The following is a 25,530-nucleotide window of genomic DNA, read 5'->3' as shown; positions in this document are numbered from 1 at the left end:
GCGGTGACTGTTGTCTGCGAGTGCTGCGGCACCGAGCTCGGCGACGTCCCCGCGGTGTGGGCGTTCTCCGCACCGGACTACTGGGGTGCTCCCGAGGCCGGCGGCGAGTCCTTCCTCGAGGAGGAGCTCTGCTGCATCGACGCCCCGGACCTCGACGAGCTGCACTTCTTCATCCGGGGCCTGATCGAGATCCCGGTGCGCGGCTTCGACGAGGCGCTGACGTACAACGTGTGGGTGAGCCTGAGCCCGGCCAACTTCGAGCGCGCGGTCTCCCGCTGGGACGATCCCGAGCGGGTCGACGAGAAGCCGTACTTCGGCTGGTTGTCCAACAACATTCCGGGGTACCCCGACACCATCCGGCTCAAGACCCGGGTGCATACTCGTGAACCGGGCCGGCGCCCGCTCGTCGAGCTGGAGCCGACCGATCATCCCCTGGCCGTCGAGCAGCGCGACGGCATCGACGCCCATCGGCTGCTTGAGGTCACCAAGACCTGCGGCGGTTGAGATCCGTTCATTCAGGCATTCACCGCTGTTGACGTCTGCCCGTGGTGATCTACCGTCGGTACCACAGGCATTCGAGTGGCACTCACGACGAACGGCATTCCCCCCATGCCCCCGTCGTGTGTACCGCGCCCGGCGCTTCCCCACCCTCCCCCCAAGGGTTCGCCGAGAGCGCGGCGTAAGGCCCGCCGTCGACCGCAGAGGTGGTCGGCGGCGGCTTTGCGGCTGTTTGCCGGATATGTCGGGCGAATGGTGCTTGCGCCAGGGCACGGCTCCCGGATCCGCTCGATTCCAGACGGCGGCGGCTGCGCGGCACCTCGCCGTGCCTGAGGCAGAATGTTCCGGTGCGATTCGAAACGAGCCGGGCCCTTGACGCGATCGAGCGGCGACTCACCGTCGACCCGCTGGCTGCCGGCGGCGTGATCGACCTGGTGGAAGCCGCGCGCAGCGTCGACCTCGACGGCGGCCGCCCGGCCGCGCTGCTGCGCCTCGGCATGTTCGTCGACTCCCTGAGCCGCCGCCTCGGCGACGGCAACACCGGTCTCTACGCGGTCGCCGAGCGCGGCGCGATGTCCGACACCGACTTCACCTCCAACGAGCGCATGGTCCTGCGCCGCTGGTCCGACGACGGCCTCATCGAGATGCTCCCACCGGGCGCCCGCGTCAACGCCCGGGTCCGCGAGGTCGCCCACCTCACGGGCGTCCCGGTCGTCAGCCGCAACCCGCTGCCCGGCCACCCCGGCCCGGTGTACCTCACGACCGGCGCCCCGGGCGGCATGGAGCTGACCCTGGCCCCGTCCACCGGCCCGACCCCGCGCCCGCACCCGGTGCTGCAGCGCTACTGGCGCTGCCCCGCCGGCGACTGCCCGGTCTTCGGCCGCCCGCCGGCCGCCGGCGCCGGCCAGGCCCCGCCGGCCCTGCCCAGCGGCGCCCCGATCTGCCCCCGCCACGGCGACCGCCTCCTGGACGCGGGCCCCCGCCCACCGGCGACGCCGCTGGCGGTGCGGATCAACGGTGCCGTGCGCGCCCGCTTCCCCGTGACCGCCGCCCGTGCGGTGGTCGTCGGCCGCGCGCCGGAGGACCCGGCGGGCATCACGATCGGCAACTGGCTCGACGACGAGTCCAGCCGCCGCGTGAGCCGCAACCACCTGCGCTTCGAGCTGCGCGACGGCATGCTGCTCGTCACCGACGTGAGCACCAACGGCGCCGCGGTCCTGGCCCGCACCGGCCCGACGGCAACCCCGCGCGAGGTCGAGCTCAACCGCGGCGAGCCCGCGGCCATGGGGGAGTGGGACGAGGTCGAGATCTACCCGGAGATCACGGTCGGCCGCGCGGACCGCCCCCCGGCGGACGCCCCCACGGGCGGCGCCCCGAACTCGGTCATGGCCGACGCCCCGACGATCGCCCTGCGCCTGCCCCCGCCGCGCTGACCCGTCCGCGAACGCCGCCGCGATCCGGCATCGGCCGCGGCGGCGGCGCGCTGCGTCGCGTCCGCCGTGGCCGCGCATCGTCCTGCGCGGCCACGCCCGGGCGCTCGGCCGTCGGCGGCCGCGCACCGCGTTGTGTTCCGCACTCGCGCACCGTTCCACGCGACAAGTCGGGCGCTCCGCGCCGCGACTTGTCGGACTTATGCCCCGTCAGGCGAAAAATCCGAAATGTCGGTCTGCGGAGCGCCCGACATTTCGCCTGGCCGCGGAGCGCCCGACATTTCGCCCGGCCGCCCCGCGCGGTTCGAACGCCGAGCACTCTGCGGCGCCTCAACGGCGGGGCGCGGCACGTGCAAGCGCCAAGTGCCCCAGCGCTGCGCGTAAATGCCCCAGCGGTGCGCGTAAATGCCCCAGCGGTGCGCGTAAATGCCCCAGCGGTGCGCGTAAATGCCCCAGCGGTGCGCGTAAATGCGTTGCCGTGGCCCGATGGCCGCGCTACCTTTCGGATCGTGATCGCGACGACCGCCCTTCTGGAGCACGGCCACCTGGCCGGCTCGGCGGTCGCCTTGGCGTTCGAGGCGCTAGACGCGGCGCTAGAGGCCGGCCTGCGACGCTGACCCTCCTCCCGCAGCATCCTGCGGAACCGACGGAGGAGGGTGAGCCGGCCGAGCCGGACCGCCCTTGCGAACAGGACGCAGGCAGAGCGACGGCCCGGCCAAGGGTTCTGCACATCCAGCCACAAATCCACTGTGGAGTGTCAGATGGCCAAGCAGGCGTTCACGAGGAACAAGCCTCATCTCAACATCGGCACGATGGGTCACGTCGACCACGGCAAGACGACCCTGACCGCCGCCATCACCAAGGTGCTCGCGGAGCGCTACCCGAACGTCAACCGGTACACGAGCTTCGAGGGCATCGACCGGGCGCCGGAGGAGATCACCCGCGGCATCACCATCAACATCGCGCACGTTGAGTACGAGACGGGCACGCGGCACTACGCGCACGTCGACATGCCGGGGCACGCGGACTACGTCAAGAACATGATCACCGGGGCGGCGCAGGTCGACGGGGCCATCCTCGTCGTCAGCGCCGTGGACGGGGTCATGCCGCAGACCCGCGAGCACGTGCTGCTCGCGCGGCGGATCGGGGTGCCGTACCTCGTCGTGGCCATGAACAAGGCCGACGCGGTCGACGACCCGGAGCTGCTCGACCTCGTGGAGCTCGAGGTGCGGGAGCTGCTGAGCGAGTACGGGTTTCCCGGCGACGACGTTCCCGTCGTGCGGGTGTCCGCGCTCAAGGCGCTGGCCGGCGACCCCGCGTGGGTGCAGTCGGTCGCCGACCTGCTCGAGGCGGTGGACGAGTACGTGCCGCTGCCCGAGCGCGTGCACGACGAGCCGTTCCTCATGCCGATCGAGAGCGTGCTCACCATCACCGGCCGCGGCACCGTCGTCACCGGCTCGGTCGAGCGCGGCACCCTCGTGCTCAACACCCCCGTCGAGGTGGTCGGGCTGGGCCCCACCCAGTCCACCGTGGTCACCGGGATGGAGATGTTCGGCAAGCAGCTCGACACCGCGCAGGCCGGCGACAACGCGGCGCTGCTGCTGCGTGGCGTGCGCCGCGGCGAGGTGCAGCGTGGCCAGGTCGTCGCCCTGCCCGGCTCGGTCGCGCCGCACCGGCGGTTCAAGGCGCACGTGTACGCGCTGACGACCAAGGAGGGCGGCCGGCACACCCCGTTCTTCGCCAACTACCGGCCGCAGTTCTACTTCCGGACCACGGACGTGATGGGCTCGGTGGACCTCGGCGAGGTGACGATGGTGATGCCCGGCGACACGGTCGACCTCACCGTCGAGCTCGGCAAGCCGGTCGCGATGGACGCCGGCCTCGGCTTCGCGATCCGCGAGGGCGGCCGCACGGTCGGTGCCGGCACCGTCACCGAGGTGCTCGACTGAGTCGTTGCCCCTCAGGGGAAACCCTGAGGGGCAACGCCCCGATATTTGGGCAGAAGCCGGTATGCAGCTCACCAACGAGGACCACGTTCAGGGGCGCAACACCGCGCCGCTCACCCTCGTGGAGTACGGCGACTACGCCTGCCTTGCGACGGGCCGCGCGTTCGGTGTCGTCGAGCGGCTGCAACTGCACTACGGCGAGCAGATGCGTTTCGCCTTCCGGCACTTCCCGCTCGTGGACGAGCATCCGCGCGCCATGCCCGCCGCGCTGCTGGCCGAGGCCGCCGCCGACGCGGGCGCGTTCTGGGGCATGCACGCGCTGCTGCTCGCGCACCAGGACCGGCTCGAGGACGCGGACCTGGCCCGCTACGCCGAGCGCTTCGGCCTGCCCGGCGCGGGCGGCACGCGGGCCCATCACGAACGGGTGGCGCGCGACCTCGCCAGCGGCCGCCGGCACGGCGTCGCGAGCACGCCGGCGTTCTTCGTCAACGGCCTGATGCACGCGGGGCCGAACGACTTCGGCGCGCTCACCGGGGCATTGGAGGTGAAAAGGGGGTGAACCAGTTCGATTGCCCGTTCGGTTACGGCTCGGGCACTCTACGATCTTTGAGAATAAACACAGCCAATTTTGAGCTGGGCGACGCTTACCCCTAAGGGAAGCAGGGCAACCTGTAGGGGATGCGGAACCGGTACGTAGACCTCCTGCGAGCCGTCGCGATCATCCGCGTGGTCACCTACCACACCCTCGGATTCGCGTGGCTGACCGTTGCCTTCCCCGCTATGGGCCTGATGTTCGCGCTGGGTGGCTCCCTCATGGCCGCCTCGCTCGACCGTTCGGGCGTCAAGGCGATCGGCCGGCGGATGCGCCGCATCGTCATACCGTTCTGGGTCCTCGGCGCGTTCGCCGTCACGCTCATGTCGCTGTGGGGCGGCATGGAGCACGGCTGGCGCACGCTGCTGTGGTTCGTCCCGCTCGACGATCCGCCGACCACCGAGAAGGGCGGCGTCTGGTTCAGCCAGATCTGGTACGTGCGCTCGTACCTGTGGTTCATCATCGCCTCGCCACTGCTGCTGTGGGCGTTTCGCCGCTGGCCGATCCCGAGCCTGCTGGTGCCGTTCACGGTCCTGGTCGTGCTGTGGGAGACCGGGCACGGCGCCGGCGGCATGGTGCGCGACTTCTTCATGTACGCCCCGGCCTGGATGCTCGGCTTCGCGCACCACGACGGCATGCTGCAGCGCATCTCGAAGAAGGTCCTGTGGCCGCTGTGCCTGGTGATGGGGGGCATCGGCCTCGCGATGCTCTACCACGCGCCGGGCCCGCGCGGGTACGACATGAACGACGTGCCCGTCGCCGACACCCTGTGGTCGACCGCCTTCCTGCTCATCATGCTCAACGCCGCGCCGGCCGCGATGTCGCTCGGCGCCGCGGAGCCGGCGGTCGAGGCCGTCAACCGCCGGGCACTGACCATCTACCTGTGGCACGAGGCCGCCATCACCTTCGTCCGCATGGTCGGCGTGTGGGCCGGCATCACCCTGGTGGGCGGCTACCACGACTTCGTCCAGCTCGGCATCGTCGCGGCGCTCGTGGTCGTACTCGTGCTGGCGCTCGGCTGGGTGGAGGACCTCGCCGCCCGGCGAAAGCCGCGGCTCATCCCGATGCCCGCACCCGCCCGGGCGTCCCGCGCGGTCGAGCAGCCGCAGCCCGTGCCCGCATGAGAAGTCGGAACAACGCAAGCGCGACACGCCGACACTGGTCTTTGCTGGAACTTGCTGGAACCGGCTACCGTGCCGTTCGTGTCCGAATCGATTCCGGCCTCGAGCGAGCGGATCGAGCTGCTCGAACGCCGGATCGACCGGCTGCGCGGCGAACTGCGCCGCGCGGCCACCACGGGGGACCGCACCCACGCCCGGACGCTGCGCGCGGAGCTGCGCCGGGTGGAGCAGGCCTGGGACGAGGCCCTCGCCGAGCTTGAGGACAACGCTCCAGCCGTAGCGCGGCCGAACCCCGCCGCCCCGATGCTCTCCATCCGGGAGCAGGTCCACCACGCTTTGACGCTGCTGACCGTGCCGGCCGCGCCGAAGCTCATCATCGCCGTCCACGACGCCTTCTTCCCCGGCGAGCTCGTGGCCGCGCGCCTGACCAGCCTGCGCCGCGACGAGGAGCGCTCCTTCAAGGTCGCCCCGTACGGCCGGCCGTACTATCTCTGCCCGGCCCTCACCGCCGACCTGCTCTCCCCGGCGCGCGGCCTGCTGGCCATCTCCACCTGGCCGCTGGAGACCCGCGTCGTCGGCCCGCTCAGCGCCCGGGTCGACTTCCTCATCGCCGCGATCAAGGTGGCCGAGCGGGTGGCCCAGCTGCCCGACGACGCCCACGACGCCCGCCGGCTGCTGTGGCGCTTCGCAGCCGGCATCCCGGGCGCCGCCTCGCCGAGCGGCGGCGCCGATCCCGCGACCGTCGCCGCCCAGGCCCAGGCCGAGCTCGACGTTCACCAGGACAGCGACACCGCGGACCGCGCCGCGGCCGCCACCCGCGCCCAGGACCGGCTCGACGGCGCCGAGGCGCTGTTCGGCGCCCGGCTGCAGCGCATGCGCAGAGCCACCGCGAGCTGAACCACCGCTTCCCGCTTCCCCGAGATGAGACCCCATGGACGCACTGGTAGACCGGCTGGACCGCATCCGCGGCACCGTGGCGCCGCGCAACCACAACGCCAGAACCATCGCCGCGCTCACCAACAACCCCGGCTGCGGCCGGCGGGGACTGATGGACGCGGCCGGGGTGAACAAGGGCGCCGTCGCCGGGCAGCTGGGCTACCCGGCCGCGTTCGGCCAGTCGCGGTTCGCGATCGCCCGCGGCAACGCGTTCGAGGCGCAGGTCAAGGCCGACGGCGCGGCGGAGCTGCTGCAGCTGCTGCGCGAGCGGCTGGGCCTGTCGATCCCCGAGGTGTCCTACGACGACCTGTCCAACGTGGGCGGCAACGCCAGCCGCGAGGTGCGCTACGCCCGCACCCGCAACCTGCTGGCCCGCGCGGCCGCGGAGCGGGACGACGCCGGCACGCTCTTCGACCATCCGATGCTGCGGCTGGACATCGCCGGGTACTACGCGTATCTCGAGCCGGACCTCATCGCCTTCCGCGTCGGTGGCCGCTTCCACGTCGTGGAGATCAAGTCGTTCGCGGTCATCGACGGGCAGGCCGACCCGGGCAAGGCGGCCGCGGCGGCCAAGCAGTCGGCGGTGTACGTGCTGGCCATGCGCGAGCTGCTCGGCGAGCTCGGCTACCCGCCGCAGACCGTGTCGCACGACGTGGTGCTCGTCTGCCCGGAGAACTTCGCCAACCGGCCGACGGCCACCCTCGTGGACGTACGCAAGCAGCTCACGGTGCTGCAGCGCCAGCTGTCCCGGCTCACCCGGCTCGACAAGATCCTCGACGCGCTGCCCGCCGGGCTCAGCTTCGACCTCGCCTACGACGCCGACCACAACGCGACCCGTCCGCCGGACGAACTGCACAAGGCGGTCAGCACCATCGACGCGCGGTACAGCCCGGACTGCCTCGGCTCCTGCGAGATGGCCTTCTTCTGCCGCGCCGAGTCGGCCGGCTCCACCTCGGCGCTGGGCCGCTCCATCCGCGACGACCTCGGCGGCGTCGAGAGCGTCTCCACCGTCCTCGGCCTCGCCCGCGGCATCCTCACCCCCGGCGCCGGCCAGGAAGAGATCGCCGGCCTGCTGCGCCTCGCCCACCGCCTGCGCACCGAGTGCCTCAGCGGGGTCTGAGTGAGCATCCTGACGGCGCTGGCGCGGGCGGAGGCCGTGGAGTCGGGGCGGGCCCAGCCCCTGACCACGGTGCGGCACACGCACGTGGCGGCAAAACCACTGGTGCTCGTACCGCTGGCGCTCGCCGGCGAGGCCGCCGCGCCGCTGGCCGCCATGGTCGGCACCGGCCGCGACGCCGGCCGCCTGCTCGTGGTGGCCAACCCCCGCGACCGCACCCAGCGCTTCCAGTTCGTGGCGCAGCTGGCGCGGGTCGTGCTGTCCTACGTCGACGGCTGCTCCCGCGCCGTGGACACCTCGGCGTCGGCGAAGGTCCGCTACGCCGAGGCCCCGCAGGTGCTCGTGCCCAACCGCGGCGGCGTCGAGTTCATCCGGCTGCTGGGCCGCTCGACCCGCTTCCGCCGCACGTACGGGCCGCACCCGGTGCACCGCACCGTCCCGCTGCTCGGCCAGTGGCTCACGTTCCTGCGCGAGCGCGCCGACCACCCCGGCTCGGCGACGCTGCTGGCGATGACCGAGGTCCTCGGCGAGCACTGGGCGACCGGCCAGAGCGGCCTGGAGGACGCCAACCTCGCCGCGCTGCTCGGCTGGATCGACCCGCCGGACGGCCTCGACGGCGCCGCCGCAGCCGAGCTCGCCGAGGACCCGCTGCGCTGGCCGCCGGCCGGCCCGAGCACCGACCCGACCTTCGACAACGAGGTCCTCGCGCCGGCGCTTTCCGCCTACGCGCGCGCCGCCGACCCGCAGGCGCAGAGCCGCGCCGAGGCCAACCTCGCCGGCGTGCTGCAGGAGCAGCTCGAGCCGACCTGGCGGCTCATGTGGCGCGCCGTGGATCTGCTGCGCTCCCGCCCGGCGGGCGCCTCCGTCGAGGCCCGGTGGGCCATCGATCGCGATATCTTCACGGTGTACCACATGTCGCTGGCCGAAGGCACCGCCCTGCCGCAGCCCAGGCGCGACAGCGCCGTGGCCGCCGCCGCCCGCCTCGACCGCCTGGAGCGCGAACAGGCCCGCTACGAGGCCCAGCGCGCCCTCGACGACCCGCTGATCATGGCCGAGTTCCGCCTCTCCGGCGAGGCGTTCACCGGCACCGTCGTCTCCGCCTCGCCCAACCGCGTCGACACGTCGGGCAAGAAGGCGGCCCTGCGCCCGCACATCACCGTGCAGACCGACGACCCGGTCCGCCTGGAGCCCGGGGCGCTGCTGGTGTCCCCGTCGCGGCTGTCGCAGCAGGCGACGGTGGTCGAGGTGTCCTCGGTGGACGTCGTGCTGGAGCTGAGCAAGGGCATGGGCCGCTCCACCAAGCAGCCCGCGCCCGGATCCGTCCCCGAGATCGGCGAGGTCGTGACGTACGGCCCGGTCAGCGACGCCTACCAGCCGCCGGGCCGCTTCCCGTCCCGCGAGGACACGCCGTGGACCCACGGCGGCCCGCCCCCGGACTACCAGCCCACCGACACCGACGCCGCGGAGGACTGGTCGTGACGGTCATCGACGACATCCTCACCGACTTCGCGGCGGCGACCGGCCGCGGCGTGGTCGTCGACTCCCCGCCGGGCGCGGGAAAGTCCACATTGGTCGTTCGCGCGGCCCGGACCATGGCCGAGGCCGGCGAGCGGCTGATGGTCGTGGCGCAGACGAACGAGCAGGTCGACGACCTCATCGACCGCCTCGCCACCGCCGCGCCGGGCATCGAGATCGGCCGCCTGTCGGCCTCGACCTACGTGCCGGCCCAGCGCGTCGTCAAGCACGGCTCGGTGACGGTCAGCGGCGCGGTCTCCGACGTGCAGACGAGCGCCGTCGTCATCGGCACGGCCGCGAAGTGGGCGACCGTGACCGAGGGAACCTGGGAGCGGGCGATCGTCGACGAGGCGTACCAGATGCGCTCCGACATGCTCCTGCGCGTGGCCGGTCGATTCGACCGCGGCCTGTTCGTGGGCGACCCCGGCCAGCTCGACCCGTTCTCGGTGGTGGCGGTCGAGCGCTGGGCGGGCCTGTCCTGGGACCCGATGCAGAGCGCGGTCGCGGTCCTGCTGCGCCACAACCCGAACCTGCCGGTCCACCGCCTCCCCGTGTCCTGGCGCCTGCCCCCGTCCGCCGCGGCGGTCGTCTCGGCGGCCTTCTACCCCTTCACCCCCTTCGAGGCCGGCACCAAACCGGCCGACCGCAGCCTCGAGTTCTCGGTCCGCGCCATCGGCGGCGATCCGAGGATCGAGGCGTCGCTGGAGACCGCCCGCCGCACCGGCTGGGCCCTGCACGAGCTGCCGGGCCGCCACACGGTCCGCACCGACCGCGAGGCCGTCGCCGCCATCGCCGACCTGGTGGTCAGCCTGCTGCGCCGCGGCCCGATCGCATACTCCGAGCACGCCCCCGAGGGCCGCCCGGTCACCGCCGACCGGGTCGCCGTCGGCGCCGCCCACCGCGACCAGGTCGCCGCGATCCGCCTGGCGCTGGCCGACACGGTCGCCGCCGACGTGACCGTCGACACCGCGAACCGCCTGCAGGGCCGCGAGTACGACGTGACCGTGATCCTCCACCCCCTGTCCGGCCGCCGCGACGCGAGCGCCTTCCACCTCGAGGCCGGCCGCCTGTGCGTCCTGGCCTCGCGCCACCGCCACGCGTGCGTGGTCGTGGCCCGGGCCGGGATCGCCGAGCTGCTGGACACCCACCCGTCGGCCGAGCCGGTGCACCTCAACGTGCCGGTCCGCTTCCCCGACGGCTGGGAGGCCAACCAGGCCATGCTGGCGCACCTGGCCACAATGGACAGTCACGCCTGAACCGCAGGAGAGCTGCGGCCGTGCACCGCGGATGAAGACGAGGGCGAGCCGGGCGGCGGCCAGGACCGCGGCGCCACCGAACGCGACGCCGGCGGAGCCGAAGCGGCCGAACGCGAGACCGGCGAGGAACCAGGCCAGGGCGAAGGCGCCCATGAGTTCGGCCGGTGTCGAGGCCGCCTGCCCGAAGATCGTGATGACGGAGGGGAGCCAGACCCGCAGCAGATCCAGCAGGAGCAGGATGCCGGCGGCGGTCGCGAGGTCAGTCCTCGCGGACCACGACCTGGACGGCGGCGTCATCGTCGAGGCGATAGCCGACACCGCGCACGGTGGCGATGATCCGGGCGGCGTCGCCCAGCTTCACGCGCAGCCGGCGGACGTGGACGTCGACCGTGCGTTCGGTGCCGACCATGTCGTAGCCCCACACCTGGCGCAGCAGCTGCGCGCGGCTGAACACGCGGCGCGGGTGCTCGCACAGGAAGAGGAAGAGGTCGTACTCCCGCCGGGTCAGCGGCACCTGGGCGCCGTCGCACAGCACGAGCCGGGAGCCGGTGCACAGGAACAGGGAGGGAGCGTCGGGTGTGGCGCGGCCGATGCGCTTCACCTTGGTGTCACCGGCGGGCTCCGGCGCCACCGGCGTCTCGACCAGCCGCAGCTTCGGGGCCGGGGGAGCGGGTGTGCGCGGCAGCGGCGTGCGCGGCGAGGTCTGGACGGCGGCGAGGGCCTCTAGGTCGCTGAGCAGGCGGGAGGCCTCCGGTGGGAGCTCTTCGCCGTTGAGCGTGATGTGGACGGTGATCGTGACCACCGACGGGGCGATGTCGTTCGCGCCGACGACCGAAACGGCCATTATTTGATCCTCTCGAAAACCTTCTGAATGAACGCCGATTTCAACCGGGGGACACTCGACAAAGGCCGTCGAAATGATGTTCGCGGCGGGAAATCCACATCGGATCGAGCTGCACCTCAGGGCACATGGCACCGACCTTACCAGCTGTGTCACATGAAGCGACAGTCGTGTTGCGTGCCGCACAGAATAGATCGACACTAATTCGTCAGACGTTTTGGCGCGGTATTCACCGGCAATTCACGAGACCGGCGCCCACATAACTTTGAGTGAGCCGGACGTTGCGGTCAATCGCTTCCCATATAGTGGAAGATCGCTGAAGATGCCCGCATGGCTACCCGTGCATACTGTGATGACATCACCCCTAAATCATATCTGCTAGGTAGATTGCCGTCGTCCACCATATGAGATCGTGGCCCGCAACTGGCCCGGACTGACAATACTCGCCCCCAGCTCGGCCACGCGCCGGTGGAGTCCCCGATCGGATGTCACGACGATGACCGTCCGGTGACCCACATTGGCGGCCACGAGCGCGACAATGTGGTCGTCGCCGGATTGCGGGGCCGCCTCGACGGCAACGCCATCGATCGCCGCCACGCCCCGGGCGGCGCCCTCCACGACCAGCGTAACCTCGCCGGGCAGGGCCGAGCGGTCGCGCGCGGCGAGGGCGTCGCGCAGCCGGGCCGCCGCCCCCGCGCGGTCGCGCCACCAGCCGTCCGGCACCGAGCCGACGACGTTCGCGCCGTCGACGAGGATGAGCGGTTCCATGTAGGCAGTGTTACTCGTGTCGGATGAATTCCCCTCAGCCCACGCCCGGCCGGGCCGATGTCGCGCGTCGGAGGGCGCCAGGGAGGCCGGCGTCACCCTGCGCGATACAGCCCGGGGGGGCGACGGCGCCGCGGCGCTGGTCCTGCGCCTGGCCGGGGAGCGCGGGCCCGACCCGCGCCGCTGCTGGTCATAAGAGACGAAGATCAACGTCCTGGGCGACGCGGCCATCGGGCTGCACGTGGGCCAGTCGATCCTCCGCGACGGCGCCGACCCGTGCGTGCCCGGCCTGCTCGAGAGGGTGACGAGGGCCTCGACGCGGAGGTTCTCCTTCCGCGTCAGCCGTACCCGGGCCTGACTCACGCTCCGCCCGTCGCGCAGCCGCTCCACGGCGAGCGACGCCGGGCCCGGCTCCGGCGGGGACAGATGCACCGCGCTCGCGCTGAGCGGGTGGGCCGGGTGTCGCCGCGGCCCGCGCGAGCAGGGCGAGCAGGTGGCCGCAACGGTCCACTGTGGACCCGGCGGCGCCTCGCCTCCGCGGAACCGGCCACCAGGGGCTCCTTCTGCTTTGATGAGCCTATGGCACGCACGCGGCTCTACCGGGACGGGCGGCTGGAAGCCGAGGACTTCCCGCTCGAGGACATCTCCGAGCATCTCAAGGACGCCGCGGCGGTCGTGTGGCTGGACCTCACCGACCCGAAGCAGGCCGACTACGACCGCGTGCAGGAGGAGTTCGGCCTGCACCGGCTGGCCATCGAGGACGCCTCCTCGCCGCACGAGCGGCCCAAGCTCATGCACTATCCGGGGCACGTGTTCTTCAACGCCTACGCCGTGGCCTTCCACGGCGGCGCCGAGGTGCACGAGGTCTCCGCGTTCCTCACCGAGCGGGCCATCATCACCGCGCACGGCCGCGGCTTCGACATGGACGCCGTCGTGCAGCGCTGGGACGCCGAGGCGGAGCTGGCCGGCGCCGGGGTCGCGTTCCTCGCCCACGGGCTGCTCGACGTCATCGTCGACGGGCAGTTCGACGCGGTGCAGGCGCTGGACGACGAGCTCGAGGCGCTCGAGGACCGGCTCTTCGAGGAGACCCCGGCCGCGATCCGCCAGATCCAGCAGAGCACATTCCGGCTGCGCAAGAGCCTGGGTCGCATCCGCAAGGTCATCCTGCCGATGCGCGAGCTGGTCGGCGGCCTCATGCACTCCCGCGAGCACCTCGTCGACGGCGACATGGTGCCCTACTACCAGGACCTCTACGACCACGTGCTGCGCGTGACCGAGTTCACGGAGAACCTGCGCGACTTCACCGCCACCGTCCTGGACGCCAACCTGGCGGTGCAGGGCAACCGGCAGAACACCGTCATGAAAAAGGTCACCAGCTGGGCCGCCATCATCGCCGTACCGACCGCTGTTACGGGATATTACGGGCAGAATCTGCCGTTTCCGGGTTATGAGAAGCCGGCGGGGTTCATCACATCGGGGATGCTGATCGTGGTTCTGTCTGTGGTGCTGTACGTCACCTTCAAACGCAAGGATTGGCTATGACTGAGCATTACGACGTCGTCGTCCTCGGGGCCGGCCCGGGCGGCTACACCGCCGCGGTCCGCTGCGCGCAGCTGGGCCTGCGCACCGCGATCGTCGAGGAGAAGTACTGGGGTGGCGTCTGTCTCAACGTCGGGTGCATCCCCAGCAAGGCGCTGCTGCGTAACGCCGAGCTCGCGCACATCTTCCACGCCGAGGCCAAGACCTTCGGCATCTCCGGCGAGGTCACGTTCGACTATGGCGCGGCGTTCCAGCGCAGTCGCAAGGTGGCCGACGGGCGCGTCAAGGGCGTGCACTACCTGATGAAGAAGAACGAGATCCGGCAGTACGACACGCGGGGCGCCTTCCTCGGCGACCACACGCTGCAGGTCGGCGACGAGACCATCACGTTCGCCAACTGCATCATCGCCACCGGGGCGACGACCCGGCTGCTGCCCGGCACCACGCTTTCGGAGCGGGTGGTGACCTACGAGGAGCAGATCCTCAGCGAGGACCTGCCCGGCTCGATCATCATCGCCGGCGCCGGCGCGATCGGCGTCGAGTTCGCCTACGTGCTGCACAACTACGGCGTGAAGGTCACCATCGTCGAGTTCCTCGACCGGATGGTGCCGCTGGAGGACGCCGAGGTGTCGGCCGAGCTCGCCAAGCGATACAAGCGCCTCGGCATCTCGGTGCTGACCTCGACCCGGGTCGAGTCGGTCGAGGAGACCGGCTCGGGCGTCAAGGTCACCGTCTCCGCGGGCGGCGAGAACCAGGTGCTGGAGGCGGACAAGCTGCTGCAGGCGATCGGCTTCACGCCGCGCGTGGACGGGTACGGCCTGGAGAAGACGGGTGTCAAGCTGACCGGGCGCGGCGCGATCGACGTCGACGGGCGGCTGCGCACGAACGTGCCGCACATCTACGCGATCGGCGACGTCACCGCCAAGCTCATGCTCGCGCACGCGGCCGAGTCGATGGGCATCGTCGCCGCCGAGACGATCGCCGGCGCCGAGACGATGGAGCTCGACTACGTCATGATCCCGCGGGCGACGTACTGCCAGCCGCAGATCGCCAGCTTCGGCTGGACCGAGGCGCAGGCCCGCGAGAAGGGCTTCGACGTCAAGGTCGCCAAGTTCCCGTTCACCGCCAACGGCAAGGCCCACGGCCTGGGCGACGCGACCGGGTTCGTGAAGATCATCAGCGACGACAAGTACGGCGAGCTGCTCGGCGCCCACCTCATCGGCCCCGAGGTCACCGAGCTGCTGCCCGAGCTGACCCTGGCCCAGCAGTGGGACCTCACCGTGCACGAGGTCGCGCGAAACGTACACGCCCACCCGACCCTGGGCGAGGCGGTCAAGGAGGCCGTCCACGGCCTCGCCGGGCACATGATCAACATGTAGATCGCAGTGCTGTTCGCGGGATGGGCGGGTCGGCCGGTCGGCCCGCCGATCCCGCTCGGTACGCTTTGCCCATGCGCCAGGAGTGGCATCACTTCACGTACCCCGGCCCGGAGATCTCCCGCGTCGCCGTCCCGGGCAACTCCGACGACGACGAGTTCGGCCTCGACCGGTGGCGGACGCTGCCCCGGGCGCAGACCCCGCCGTGGCCGGACCAGGCCGCGGTGGACGAGGTCGGCCAGCTGCTGGCGTCCGTGCCCCCGATCGTCGCTCCGTACGAGGTCGACCAGTTGCGCGACCGCCTGGCCCTCGTCGCCGAGGGCAAGGCGTTCATGCTGCAGGGCGGTGACTGCGCGGAGACGTTCGCCGACAACACCGAGGCCCACGTCCTGGGCAACGCGCGCACGCTGCTGCAGATGGCGGTCGTGCTGACCTATGGCGCCTCGCTCCCCGTCATCAAGATCGGCCGGGTCGCGGGCCAGTTCACCAAACCCCGCTCCGCCGCCCTGGACTCGCTCGGCCTCCCGGCCTACCGCGGCGACATGATCAATTCACTCGAGCAGAGCGCCGAGGCCCGCGTCGCCGATCCGCAGCGCATGGTCCGCGCCTACGCGAACTCCTCCAGCGCCATGAACATGCTCCGGGCCTATCTCGGCGGCGGCATGGCCGACCTGCACGCCGTGCACGACTGGAACAAGGGCTTCGTGGTCACCTCGCCGGCCGGCCAGCGCTACGAGGCGATCGCGCGTGAGATCGACCGGGCCCTGCGCTTCATGCAGGCCTGCGGCGTCAACGACGACGAGGCGCTGCGCACGGTGACGCTGTACTGCTCCCACGAGGCCCTCGCGCTGGAGTACGAGCGCCCCCTGGTGCGCATCGCGGGCGGCCGGCCCTACGGGCTGTCCGGCCACTTCCTGTGGATCGGCGAGCGGACCCGCCAGCTCGACGGCGCCCACGTGGACTTCCTGTCCCGCCTGGCCAACCCGATCGGCGTCAAGCTCGGCCCGACCACGACGCCGGAGCAGGCGATCGAGCTGTTCGAGAAGCTCAACCCCGAAAACGTCCCCGGCCGGCTGACGTTCGTGTCCCGCATGGGCAGCACCAAGGTCCGCGACGCCCTCCCGCCGATCGTCGAGAAGGTCACCGCGGCCGGCTGCCGGGTCGTGTGGCAGTGCGACCCGATGCACGGCAACACGCACGAGTCCTCCAACGGGTACAAGACCCGCCACTTCGACCGGATCGTCGACGAGGTGCTCGGCTACTTCGAGGTCCACCGCGAGCTCGGCACCCACCCGGGCGGCCTGCACGTGGAGCTGACCGGCGAGGACGTCACCGAGTGCCTCGGCGGCGCCCAGGCCATCGTCGACGCGGACCTGCCCGACCGCTACGAGACCGCCTGCGACCCGCGCCTCAACACCCAGCAGTCGCTGGAGCTGGCGTTCCTGGTCGCGGAGATGCTGCGTGGCTGACGTCGTCGTCGACTTTCGCTCCGACACGCTGACCCGGCCGTCGCCCGCCATGCGTGCGGCGATGGCGACGGCCGAGGTCGGCGACGACGTGTTCGACGAGGACCCGACGCTGCACGAGCTGCAGTCGCACGTCGCGGGCCTGTTCGGCCACGAGGCCGCCCTGTTCTGCCCGAGCGGCACCATGGCCAACCAGATCGCCCTGCAGCTGGCCGTCCCCCGCGGCGAGGAGCTGCTCTGCGACGCGGCCGCCCACGTGGTGACCGACGAGATCGGCGCCGCCGCGGCCCTGGGCGGCGTCTCGACCCGCACCTGGCCCTCGGCCGCGGCCGACCTGGACCCGCGGACGGTCGCCGACATGATCCGCCCCGACGGCTTCGTGGCGGTCCCGACCCGCGCGGTCGCGGTGGAGCAGACCCACAACCGCCTCGGCGGCGCCGTGATCCCGCTCGCGACCCTGCGGGCGCTGCGCGAGCTCACGGCGGAGGCGGGCGTCCACCTGCACTGCGACGGCGCCCGCATCTGGCACGCCCACGTGGCCGACGGCGTGCCGCTGGCCGCGTACGGCCGGCTGTTCGACTCCCTGTCGGTCTGCCTGTCCAAGGGGCTGGGCGCCCCGGTGGGTTCCCTGGTCGTGGGGACGGCCGAGCGCATCGCCGCGGCCCGCAAGCTGCGCAAGCGCCTGGGCGGCGGCATGCGCCAGGCCGGCGTCCTGGCCGCCGCGGGCCTCTACGCCCTGCGCAACAACATCGGGCGCCTGGCCGAGGACCACGCCCGGGCCCACCGCCTGGCCGAGTCCCTGGCCCCGGCGGGCGTGGTCGACCCCGCGAAGATCCGCACGAACATCGTCCCCCTGGACCTGACCGGCGCCCCGATCGACGGCCCGGCCTTCGCGGCCGCGGCCCGCGAGCACGGCATCCTGGTCTCGGTCCTGGGCCCCCGCCTGGTTCGCCTGGTCACGCACCTGGACCAGACCGACGACGGCATCGAGCACGCCGCGAAGGTCCTGCCGACGCTGCTGTGACCGGCCGGGCCCGGTGGCCGGCGGGTCGAGGTCGCGCCCGGGCTCACGTACCGGGCGCGGAACCGCGCAGCAGGGCGATGTCGGCCGCGTGATCGGCGGCGTCCGTGCCGGACGGCGTCTCCACGATCAGCGGTACGCCCTGAGCCGCCGGATGCGCGAGCAGCTCCGCGAACGCGGCCGCCCCGATGGTGCCCTTGCCCAGCGACTCGTGCCGGTCCCGGGTCGAGCCGCACGCGTCCTTGGAGTCGTTGGCGTGGATCAGCTTGAGCCGGTCCGGGCCCGCGGCGGCCACGAGCGCGTCCATCGTCGCGGTCATGCCGCCCGGCGTGGCCAGGTCGTGCCCGGCGGCCCAGGCGTGGCAGGTGTCGAAGCAGACGCCGAGCCGCGGGTGCCGGTCGACCGCGGCGAGGTACTCCTGCAGGTGCTCGACCCGCGAGGCCAGGGACCGCCCGCCGCCGGCGCTGGGCTCGACGAGCAGCGGCGGCCAGCCCTCGCGGTCGGCGACGTCGAGAAGCGGCAGGAGCACACGACGTACTGTCGCGAAGGCTTTTTCGGCGTGCTGCGCGTCCACCGCGGATCCGGCGTGGAAGACCACGCCCCGCGCCCCGATCGCCTGCCCGCGGCGCAGCGCGTGCTCCAGCGTGGCGGCCGAGCGCTCCACGGTGGCCTCGGTCGGCGAGCCGAGGTTGACCAGCAGGGCAGCATGGATGTAGGCGACCACGCCGTGGTCGGCGCAGCCCTTGAGGAAGGCGTCGTCCTGCTTGGCGTCGCCGGCGGTCAGCGCCCAGCCGCGGGGGTTGGAGACGTACACCTGCACCGCCGACGCCGCCGTCTGCTCGACGTAGCGCAGGGCAGCCTTGGCCAGGCCCCCGGCGGCGGGCGCGTGCCCGCCGACCGGGGCGATGGACGCCGGCATCAGAAGAACGCGAACAGGCGCACATGCTGGCCGGGGAGGACCGGGGTGCCGGCCTGCGGGTCCTGCCCGCGGACCGTGCCGAAGCCCTGCACCTCGACGACCAGCCCGAGCTGCTCGAGCTGCGCCTTGGCCTGATCGAGCGGCAGGTTGCGTACCTCGGGCATCGGGATCTGCGCCGGGCCCTTGGAGATCTGCAGGTCGATGACCATGCCGTCGGTGACGCTGTTGCCGTCGCCGATGCTCTGCGAGACGACCTCGCTCTTGGGCTTGTCGCTGTCGACCTCCTCGACCTTGCCCACGGTGATCTTCACCTTGGCGAGGTCGTTCTGGGCCTGTGCGAGCTGCTTGCCGACGACGAGGGGCACCTTGACCGGGTTGGGGCCCTTGCTCACGTAGACCGTGACCGCCTGGTTCGGGTTGACCTGGGTGCCGATCTTCGGGTCGGTGTCCATGACGTGGCCCGCGGGCACGGCGTCGTCGAACTTCTCGACCCGGTTGCCCACGAGCTTGAGCGCCTGCAGGTCGACCTGCGCCAGGTCCCACTCCTTGCCGGCGATGTCGGGCACCTTGTAGATCTCGGGGCCCAGCGAGAGCGTCAGCGTGATCGTGCCGCCGCTGAGGATGCGCCCGCCGGCCAGCGGGTCCTGCTCCAGCACCGCGTCCTTGGGGACCTTGGCGTCGAACTTCGGCTCGGCGAACTTGACCTTGAACCCGGCCGTCGTGGCCTGGTGGGCGGCCTGGTCGCGGGCCTGGGTGCGCAGGTCCGGCGTGTCGGTGTAGCGGCCGACGCCGAACCAGTAACCGCCGATCGCGACCAGCAGGCCGAACGTGAGCATGCCCGCGATGACGGCGAGCCGGGTCCGCGGGTTGGCGTTGATCTGCGCGAACAGCCCCTGGACGCCGCCGCCCCCGCCGCCGTGGCCGGCCTCGGTGCGGTGCCGGCGGGCGACCGGCTGCGGGGGAGCGGAGGCGGGCAGCCGCGCCCAGGACGGGCGGCGGGTGGCCTGGTAGGTCTGGGTCGTCTGGGTCGGGAAGTTCTGCGGCACGGAGTCGACCCGCGGCACCTGGACCGTCGGCGGCGCGACCTGGCGGCTGCGGTTGGTCAGCTCGGTGCCGATGTCCTCGCGGACCGCCTGGACCTCGGCGAGCATCGCGCCGGCGTCGGTCGGGCGGCCGCCCGGGTCGCGGCGGGTCGCGCGGGCCACGAGGTCGTCGACGGCGCCCGGCAGGCCGGGCACGAAACGCGACGGGAACGGCACGTCGCGGTCGACGTGCTGCCAGGCGACCTCGACGGGGCGGTCGGCCTCGTAGGGCACCCGCCCGGTCAGCATCTCGAAGAGCACGATGCCGGCGGAGTACACGTCGGTGCGCGGGTCCGCGTGCCCGTCGGTGACGAGCTCGGGCGCGACGTAGGCGACCGTCGCCATGAGGTGCGAGCCCGTCTCGTCGGCGCTGGCCTCCACGGCGCGCGCGAGCCCGAAGTCGGCGACCTTGACGACGCCGTCGACGAGGTTGTGCGACTCGCCGGGCGCCTCGGCGACCAGCACGTTCTCCGGCTTGACGTCGCGGTGCACGAGCCCGGCGCGGTGCGCGGCGGCGATCGCGGCGAGCATCTGCTCCATGATCGCCAGGGCCTCGTGCGGCTGCAGGCGGCGCCGCTCGGCGAGCACCTCGCGCAGGGTCCGGCCGCGCACGTACTCCATGACGAGATACGGCAGCCCCTGGTGCGTGCCCTGGTCGTAGACGGCCACCACGTTCGGGTGGGTCAGCCGGGCGATCGTCTTGGCCTCGTCGGTGAACCGGTCGACGAACAGCGGGTCCCGCGACTGCGCCGGGTGAATGATCTTCAGCGCGACGGTGCGCTCGAGTCGCTCGTCGAGCGCCGTGTAGACCGTCGCCATGCCACCTTTGGCGACACGCGAGCGAACGCGGTAGCGCCCGTCGACGAGCGCACCGAGCAGAGGATCGGCGACCGTGGTATCCATTGGCTGCGAGTGTACGGCCGGGGAGGGCGAAAGCTCAGCGCCCGGCGCCGGTTTGGCCCGACGAGGCGTGATCATCGGCGGAAAGTCCCCATTTCGAGCGCTTTGTCCAGGAGGGTGAGGGCGACGCGCTCGACACGGAGGGTGACGGGCTGGCGGACGGGGTGGGCGAGGCGCTCGGCGACGTCGTCGGGGTGCTCTCCGGGTCCGTCGTCTGCTGCGTGGGCACGTTGGTCGGTGCCGGGATCTCGGGCATCGCCACCACCTGCGCGGGAGTGGACCGCTTCACCTGCGGGCGGACCTGCGTCGGCCGGGGCGACGGCGGCCGGATCAGCGACGGCGCGGAGGTGCTGCCCGGCGCCGGCGCGGCCGGCGCGGCGACAGGCGGCTCGTAGGACTCGCTGCGAAGCGCCGCCAGGCTGCCCGCCACGGCCAGGTAGGTGCCGGCCGCCCCGCCCGCGACCAGCAGCGCGACGCCGGTCGTGGCGGCGACCCGGCTGCGGTACGGGGCGCGCATCACGTGCTGGCCCCGATGGTTGCGGGGACCGTACTCGGCCGTCTCCGCCATCCGCAGCCGCACGGCGCGGCGCCGGTTCGCGTGCCGGTACATGTCGTAGCACGCGGAGCGCCAGGCACCGGCGACCTCCCGGTGAACCTTGAGCCAGAGCCCCACTGCCCGTTCCTTCCCGATCGCGTGGCGAGGATTACTGTTTCAACTGTGAGCGAAGAACCTGCCGGCCCCGCCGAGTGGCTGACCATGCCCGACGTCGCCGAGCGCCTCGGCATCCCGGTCAACCGGGTGCATCAGCTGGTCCGCGACCATTCCCTGATCGCCGTGAAGCAGAGCGGGGTGCTGCGCGTCCCGGCGGACTTCATCACCGATGAGGGCGTGGTCAAGCACCTTCCGGGCGTGCTCACGCTGTTGTACGACGCTGGGTACAACGAGGCTGAGGCCCTCCGGTGGCTCTACACCACCGACGAGTCGCTGCCGGGCACCCCGGCCGAGGCACTGCGCGGCAACCGCGCGACCGAGGTCAAGCGCCGCGCGCAGGCCCTGGGCTTCTGACCGTGCACTGGACGTATCTGCTGGTCCTGGCGGGCTGCCTGGGCGGTGCCCTGTGGCTGGAGCCGCTGCTCAAGGTCGGTGTCCTGCGCCAGGTCCGCCGGCTGCTGCTCACCCTCGCCCCGGTCGCCGCCGTGTTCGTGGTGTGGGACCTGCTCGCGATCCGGGCCGGGCACTGGACCTTCGACCCGCGCCAGATCACCGGCGTCATCCTGCCGGGTGACCTGCCGCTGGAGGAGCTACTGTTCTTCCTGGTCGTGCCGGTGTGCGCGATCCTGGGCTTCGAGGCGACCCGCCAGACGCTGCAGCGGTGGTCGCGGCGGTGACCTACACCGCGGCCGCGGTGACCGGCGTCTGCGCGGCGGTCGTACTCGACGTGGCCGTGCTACGCACAAAGCTCGTCCTGGGCCGCGTCTTCTGGTGCTCGTACCCGATCGTCCTGGCGTTCCAGCTGCTGTCCAACGGCATCCTCACCGGCCGCGGGGTGGTCCTCTACAACCCGTCGTCGATCCTGGGCGTGCGCGTAGTGCACGCCCCCGTCGAGGATCTCGCATTCGGCTTCGCCCTGGTCCTGGCCACCCTGGCGGTCTGGGCCTCCCTCAGACCGCCTGCGGCGTCGCGTCCTGGACCGTCAGCGGCGTCGCCTCCCGGACCGCCTGGTGTGTCGCGTCCTGGACCGTCCGCTGTGTCGCGTCCCGGACCGCCTGCTGCGTCGCGGCCTAAACCGTCCGCTGCGTCGCGGCCTGGGCCAGGCCCGTCAGAACCTCCCGAGCCTCGGCCGTGACGTCCGCGGCCTCCAGCGCTCCCAGCGCCGCCGCGGTCAGCTGCGCGATCCGCTCCTCGGTGCGCTGCAGCGCCCCGCTCTCCACGATGGTCTTGCGCAGCAGCGCCACCTTGTGCTCGTCCAGCCCCGGGTCGCCGAGGTGCTCGTCGAACACGGCCGCCCCGGCCCCCTCGATCGCCGCCGCGATCAGATAGGTCCGCTTGCCCTCACGCAGGTCGTCGCCGGCGGGCTTGCCGGTCACCGCCGGGTCCCCGAACACCCCGAGCACGTCGTCGCGCAGCTGGAAGGCCTCCCCGAGCGGAAGCCCGAACGCCGAGTAGTCCTCGGCCAGCCGCCCACCGCCGGCCAGCGCCGCGCCGAAGACCAGCGGCTGCTCGATCGTGTACTTCGCCGACTTGAACCGCGCCACCAGGCTGGCCCGCGCCGTTGACGTGTCGCCGGTCGCCTGGGTCTGCACGTCGAGGTATTGCCCGATCGTCACCTCGGTGCGCATCTCGTCGAAGACCGGCCGGGCCCGGGCCAGCGTCACCGGATCGACCCCGCTGGCGTGCAGCATCTCGTCCGACCAGACCAGGCACAGATCCCCGAGCAGGATCGCCGCCGACGCGCCGAAACCGTCGGCGTCCCCACGCCACCCGAGCCGCCGGTGCAGCCCCGCGAACCGCCGGTGCACAGCCGGCTCCCCGCGCCGCGTCTCCGACCCGTCGATCACGTCGTCGTGAATGAGCGCGCTGGCCTGCACCAGCTCCAGCGCCGCGACAGCCGTCACGATCTCGTCCCGGTCGGCACCCCCGGCCCCGCGATACCCCCAGTACGCGAACGCCGGCCGCAGCCGCTTGCCGCCCCCCAGCACGAGCGCCTCGACCGCGTCCGCGACGGGCCCGAGCGCCTCGGCCTCGATCTCGCCCAGCCGATCCCGCCGCCGCAGCAGGAACCCGGCGAGGGCGGCCCGGACCCGCGCACGAAGCCCGGCCCGATCAAGAAAGGGGTGCGTCACGGCAGAGACGCTAGTCCGAAACCCCGCCCCCCGCCGAACCGGTCCTGAGCCCATCGTGGCCAAACCCACGCGCCATTTCGTACATCTCGGTAAAATCCCGGTACTTCGCTGCCCTCCGTAACCGAGGCCGCACCCACTCCGCCTCCCGCCAAACCCGCGCGGACCCACACCGCGCCCCGGCAAGGACCCCTTCGACGGCGGCCTCGCACGCGGCGTCGACCTCCCCAGCAGCCACGAGCGCCCGAGCCCGCGCCAACTGCACAAGCCCAAACGCCCGCAGCCGCACCCCGCCACTCCTGCCCGCAGCATTCCCGGACGCCCACACCGCGCCCGCCCCCCGGGCCGCCGGCACGCGACCCCGCCCAGCCACCCCCGCACCACGCGGCGCCGACACCCCGGCCGATCGCCACACCGCGTCCTGCACCACGCCCGCCCCGCCCGCCCCGCCCGCCGCGGCCCACACCGCCGCACCGGTCCGGACGGGCGCGTCGGTCCGCTCGGGTGCGCCGGGCGGGACGGATGCGTCGGGCCTGTCGGGCCTGTCGGTCCGGTCGGGTGCGCCCGGCGGGGCGGGCGCGTCGGGCCAGTCGGGCCCGTCGGTCCGGCCGAGTGCGTCACGCCGGTCGGACCTGTCGGTCCGCTCGAGTGCGTCGGTCCGGACGAGCGTGTCGGGTCGGAGAGGTGCCAGGTGTGCCGGACTGCCGGGCCGCGGAGGCGGGCCGAGCGCCGCGGCCAGCAACGGCAGCGCGAGCCGATGTCGTCCCAGCGCCGCCTGGCACCGCCCGGCGGCGGCCGCGAGGTGCGCGTCGTCCAGCCAGTACAGCCACGACGGATCATGCTCGCCCGTGCGGCGCTCCTGCGCCCGGCGGGCCGCCGCCAGCGCCGCGTCACACCGGCTCCGCTCCCCGCCGGCCGCCGCGGCCGCCGCCTCGCGCAGCCACAGCACCGCGAGCGTCCCGGCATCGGCCGGCTCCGCCGCCTGCCGCCCGGCCCGCGCCAGCCGGAGGGCGGTTACCCCGTCGCCCTCCTCGGCATGCAACTGCGCGAGGCAGCCGAGCAGATGCCCGGCCAGCGCCCGATGCCCGCCGGTCAGCGCCGCCCGCACCCCGTCGCGCACGATCCCCGCCACGGCCGCCCCGCTGACCGGCGCCCCCGCGTCGGCCGCGACCCAGGCCGCGAGCTGCGCCAACTCGGCGACGAGCCGCAGCCGCTCGCGCCCACCACCCGCGGCCGCCCGCACCGCCCCGGCGTAAGCCGCCCGGACGACCCGCGCCACCTTGACCCCGGACACGAGATCGTCCATCCGACGCAACTCGGCCACCGACCACCACGACATCGCCCGCCCGCCTTCCACGCCCGCATCCGCCCCGCCTCGTTGCCAGCCCGCCCGCGCTCCGCCGCCCGCACTCGACCCACCCGTCGTCGCCCCGCCGTCCCGGCCGCCGCTCGCGCCGATGTCCGGTCCGCTGTTCGCCCTGCTGTTCGTCCCGCCGTCCCAGTCGTCACTCGCGCCGATGTCCGGTCCGCCGTTTGCCCCGTTGGCCATTCCGCCGTTCGCCCACCTACTCGCCCCACCGCGCTGGTCGTCGCTTGCGTCGATGTCCGGTCCGCCGTTCGCCGTGCTGTTCGTCCTGCCGTCCCGGTCGTCGCTTGCGTCGATGTCCGGTCCGCCGTTCAGCCCGCCGTTCGCCCACCTGCTTGTCCCACCGGCCTGGTCGCCGCTCGCGCCGATGTTCCGGCCGTTGCTCGTCCCGCCGTCCGGTCCGCCGTTCGCCCTGCGGCTTGTCGCGTCGTCCAGTCCGTCGTTCTTCCCGCCCGCCAGATCGCTGTTCGCCCTGTTGGTCAGGCCGTCGCTCGTCCCGCCGGTCGCCCCGCCGGTCGCCCCGTCGCTCGTCCCGCCGGTCGCCCCGCCGGTCGCCCCGTCGCTCGTCCCGCCGGTCGCCCCGCCGGTCAGGCCGTCGCTTGCGCTGCCGGTCAGGGCGCCGTTTGCCGAGTGGGACGTCTGGTTTCGGCCTGCTTGTGGTGGGGCGTCGGCCCCTGTCCCGGCTGCGGGGGCCTCCGCGGTCCGTGGCTGACGTGGGCGGGCCGGGGCGCGTAGGTGGCGGGAGCGGGCTGCGGCGCGCTCGAGGTCGTCGAGGGGCACGTCGAGCGTGAACGCGATCCATGCCAGCCACGGCGCGCCCGGCACCCGCTCGCCGCGCTCCCAGCGTGACACCTCGTGCCGTGTGATCGTCGGCACGCCAGCGGCCGCGCACAGCATCTCCGCCAGCCGCAGCTGCGAGCGGCCCCGCGCCAGGCGCAGGCGGGTGAGTAGCGCGCCGAACGTCTCGTCTCCGGCCGGGCCGGGCCCGGATCTGGCAGGCATT

At 72.7% G+C, this 25,530-nt stretch carries 23 protein-coding genes and 1 pseudogene; 16 read left to right on the top strand and 8 right to left on the bottom strand.

The window, feature by feature from the left end:
- Positions 1–3 precede the first annotated feature (3 nt).
- The 9 genes from ACQPY0_RS48975 to ACQPY0_RS48935 all read left to right on the top strand — a co-directional run bounded on the left by ACQPY0_RS48975 (position 4) and on the right by ACQPY0_RS48935 (position 10,411).
- Complete coding sequence (locus ACQPY0_RS48975) at positions 4–504, top strand: DUF2199 domain-containing protein (RefSeq protein ID WP_432977393.1); 501 nt, start codon at positions 4–6, stop codon at positions 502–504.
- A 341-nt stretch (positions 505–845) separates the two neighbouring features.
- Positions 846–1,931: an FHA domain-containing protein gene (locus ACQPY0_RS48970; protein ID WP_432977390.1), complete on the top strand. Its 1,086-nt coding sequence runs from the start codon at positions 846–848 to the stop codon at positions 1,929–1,931.
- A gap of 758 nt (positions 1,932–2,689) precedes the next feature.
- The gene (gene tuf / locus ACQPY0_RS48965) at positions 2,690–3,877 is read left to right on the top strand and encodes an elongation factor Tu (protein WP_432977387.1); all 1,188 of its coding nucleotides are present in this window, start codon (positions 2,690–2,692) and stop codon (positions 3,875–3,877) included.
- 61 nt (positions 3,878–3,938) lie between these two features.
- On the top strand, positions 3,939–4,433 hold the full coding sequence (locus tag ACQPY0_RS48960; RefSeq protein WP_432977384.1) for a DsbA family protein: 495 nt from the start codon (positions 3,939–3,941) through the stop codon (positions 4,431–4,433).
- 119 nt (positions 4,434–4,552) lie between these two features.
- Positions 4,553–5,590, top strand: coding sequence for an acyltransferase family protein (locus ACQPY0_RS48955; protein ID WP_432977381.1), 1,038 nt, complete (start codon positions 4,553–4,555; stop codon positions 5,588–5,590).
- A 78-nt stretch (positions 5,591–5,668) separates the two neighbouring features.
- Complete coding sequence (locus tag ACQPY0_RS48950; RefSeq protein ID WP_432977378.1) at positions 5,669–6,484, top strand: hypothetical protein; 816 nt, start codon at positions 5,669–5,671, stop codon at positions 6,482–6,484.
- Positions 6,485–6,518: 34 nt separating this feature from the next.
- Entirely contained in the window at positions 6,519–7,643 is a 1,125-nt protein-coding gene (locus tag ACQPY0_RS48945; RefSeq protein ID WP_432977375.1) for a hypothetical protein, read from the top strand.
- On the top strand, positions 7,644–9,119 hold the full coding sequence (locus ACQPY0_RS48940) for a hypothetical protein (RefSeq protein ID WP_432977372.1): 1,476 nt from the start codon (positions 7,644–7,646) through the stop codon (positions 9,117–9,119).
- Positions 9,116–10,411, top strand: a complete 1,296-nt coding sequence (locus tag ACQPY0_RS48935) for an AAA domain-containing protein (RefSeq protein WP_432977369.1) — start codon at positions 9,116–9,118, stop codon at positions 10,409–10,411. The genes ACQPY0_RS48940 and ACQPY0_RS48935 overlap by 4 nt, the downstream gene beginning before the upstream one ends.
- A gap of 259 nt (positions 10,412–10,670) precedes the next feature.
- Here ACQPY0_RS48935 and ACQPY0_RS48930 read toward each other — a convergent pair whose 3' ends face one another.
- From ACQPY0_RS48930 to ACQPY0_RS48920, 3 genes and pseudogenes are all read right to left on the bottom strand, one after another.
- Complete coding sequence (locus ACQPY0_RS48930; RefSeq protein WP_432977366.1) at positions 10,671–11,255, bottom strand: winged helix-turn-helix domain-containing protein; 585 nt, start codon at positions 11,253–11,255, stop codon at positions 10,671–10,673.
- 375 nt (positions 11,256–11,630) lie between these two features.
- Complete coding sequence (locus ACQPY0_RS48925) at positions 11,631–12,020, bottom strand: hypothetical protein (protein ID WP_432995714.1); 390 nt, start codon at positions 12,018–12,020, stop codon at positions 11,631–11,633.
- A gap of 354 nt (positions 12,021–12,374) precedes the next feature.
- Positions 12,375–12,671 (bottom strand): annotated as a pseudogene (locus ACQPY0_RS48920) (acyl-CoA thioesterase domain-containing protein); the annotation flags it as partial.
- Between ACQPY0_RS48920 and ACQPY0_RS48915 the strand changes: the two are divergent.
- The 4 genes from ACQPY0_RS48915 to ACQPY0_RS48900 all read left to right on the top strand — a co-directional run bounded on the left by ACQPY0_RS48915 (position 12,597) and on the right by ACQPY0_RS48900 (position 17,422).
- Positions 12,597–13,559, top strand: a complete 963-nt coding sequence (locus ACQPY0_RS48915; RefSeq protein WP_432977363.1) for a magnesium transporter CorA family protein — start codon at positions 12,597–12,599, stop codon at positions 13,557–13,559. The pseudogene ACQPY0_RS48920 and the gene ACQPY0_RS48915 overlap by 75 nt on opposite strands.
- A complete protein-coding gene (gene lpdA / locus ACQPY0_RS48910) occupies positions 13,556–14,935 on the top strand; it encodes a dihydrolipoyl dehydrogenase (protein WP_432977360.1) in 1,380 nt (459 codons plus the stop codon). The genes ACQPY0_RS48915 and lpdA overlap by 4 nt, the downstream gene beginning before the upstream one ends.
- A 71-nt stretch (positions 14,936–15,006) precedes the next feature.
- The gene (locus ACQPY0_RS48905; RefSeq protein WP_432977357.1) at positions 15,007–16,401 is read left to right on the top strand and encodes a class II 3-deoxy-7-phosphoheptulonate synthase; all 1,395 of its coding nucleotides are present in this window, start codon (positions 15,007–15,009) and stop codon (positions 16,399–16,401) included.
- Positions 16,394–17,422 (top strand): threonine aldolase family protein, encoded by a 1,029-nt coding sequence (locus tag ACQPY0_RS48900; protein ID WP_432977354.1) that lies wholly within the window; start codon positions 16,394–16,396, stop codon positions 17,420–17,422. The genes ACQPY0_RS48905 and ACQPY0_RS48900 overlap by 8 nt, the downstream gene beginning before the upstream one ends.
- A 43-nt stretch (positions 17,423–17,465) precedes the next feature.
- On the opposite strand, the gene ACQPY0_RS48895 is transcribed toward ACQPY0_RS48900, so the two are convergent.
- Genes ACQPY0_RS48895 through ACQPY0_RS48885 form a run of 3 tightly spaced genes read right to left on the bottom strand, consistent with a single transcriptional unit; the run spans position 17,466 to position 20,993 of the window.
- Complete coding sequence (locus ACQPY0_RS48895; RefSeq protein ID WP_432977351.1) at positions 17,466–18,338, bottom strand: deoxyribonuclease IV; 873 nt, start codon at positions 18,336–18,338, stop codon at positions 17,466–17,468.
- Positions 18,338–20,323 (bottom strand): protein kinase domain-containing protein, encoded by a 1,986-nt coding sequence (locus ACQPY0_RS48890; RefSeq protein WP_432977348.1) that lies wholly within the window; start codon positions 20,321–20,323, stop codon positions 18,338–18,340. Before ACQPY0_RS48890 ends, ACQPY0_RS48895 begins: the two co-directional genes overlap by 1 nt.
- A gap of 34 nt (positions 20,324–20,357) precedes the next feature.
- Positions 20,358–20,993, bottom strand: coding sequence for a hypothetical protein (locus ACQPY0_RS48885; protein ID WP_432977346.1), 636 nt, complete (start codon positions 20,991–20,993; stop codon positions 20,358–20,360).
- 84 nt (positions 20,994–21,077) lie between these two features.
- Between ACQPY0_RS48885 and ACQPY0_RS48880 the strand changes: the two genes are divergently transcribed.
- The 3 genes from ACQPY0_RS48880 to ACQPY0_RS48870 are packed head-to-tail and all read left to right on the top strand — an operon-like array spanning position 21,078 to position 22,167.
- Complete coding sequence (locus ACQPY0_RS48880; RefSeq protein WP_432995712.1) at positions 21,078–21,386, top strand: Rv2175c family DNA-binding protein; 309 nt, start codon at positions 21,078–21,080, stop codon at positions 21,384–21,386.
- Between the two features lie 2 nt (positions 21,387–21,388).
- Complete coding sequence (locus ACQPY0_RS48875) at positions 21,389–21,709, top strand: lycopene cyclase domain-containing protein (protein WP_432977343.1); 321 nt, start codon at positions 21,389–21,391, stop codon at positions 21,707–21,709.
- On the top strand, positions 21,649–22,167 hold the full coding sequence (locus tag ACQPY0_RS48870) for a lycopene cyclase domain-containing protein (RefSeq protein ID WP_432977340.1): 519 nt from the start codon (positions 21,649–21,651) through the stop codon (positions 22,165–22,167). Before ACQPY0_RS48875 ends, ACQPY0_RS48870 begins: the two co-directional genes overlap by 61 nt.
- Here the strand turns inward: ACQPY0_RS48870 and ACQPY0_RS48865 are convergent.
- A complete protein-coding gene (locus tag ACQPY0_RS48865; RefSeq protein ID WP_432977337.1) occupies positions 22,103–23,164 on the bottom strand; it encodes a polyprenyl synthetase family protein in 1,062 nt (353 codons plus the stop codon). The two genes, ACQPY0_RS48870 and ACQPY0_RS48865, sit on opposite strands and share 65 nt — an antisense overlap.
- A 10-nt stretch (positions 23,165–23,174) precedes the next feature.
- The gene (locus ACQPY0_RS48860; RefSeq protein WP_432977334.1) at positions 23,175–25,529 is read right to left on the bottom strand and encodes a hypothetical protein; all 2,355 of its coding nucleotides are present in this window, start codon (positions 25,527–25,529) and stop codon (positions 23,175–23,177) included.
- Position 25,530 lies beyond the last annotated feature (1 nt).

This window comes from Dactylosporangium sp. CA-233914 (assembly GCF_050942935.1).
Classification (GTDB): Bacteria; Actinomycetota; Actinomycetes; order Mycobacteriales; family Micromonosporaceae; genus Dactylosporangium.
This window is presented reverse-complemented; position numbering and strand designations above follow the sequence as displayed.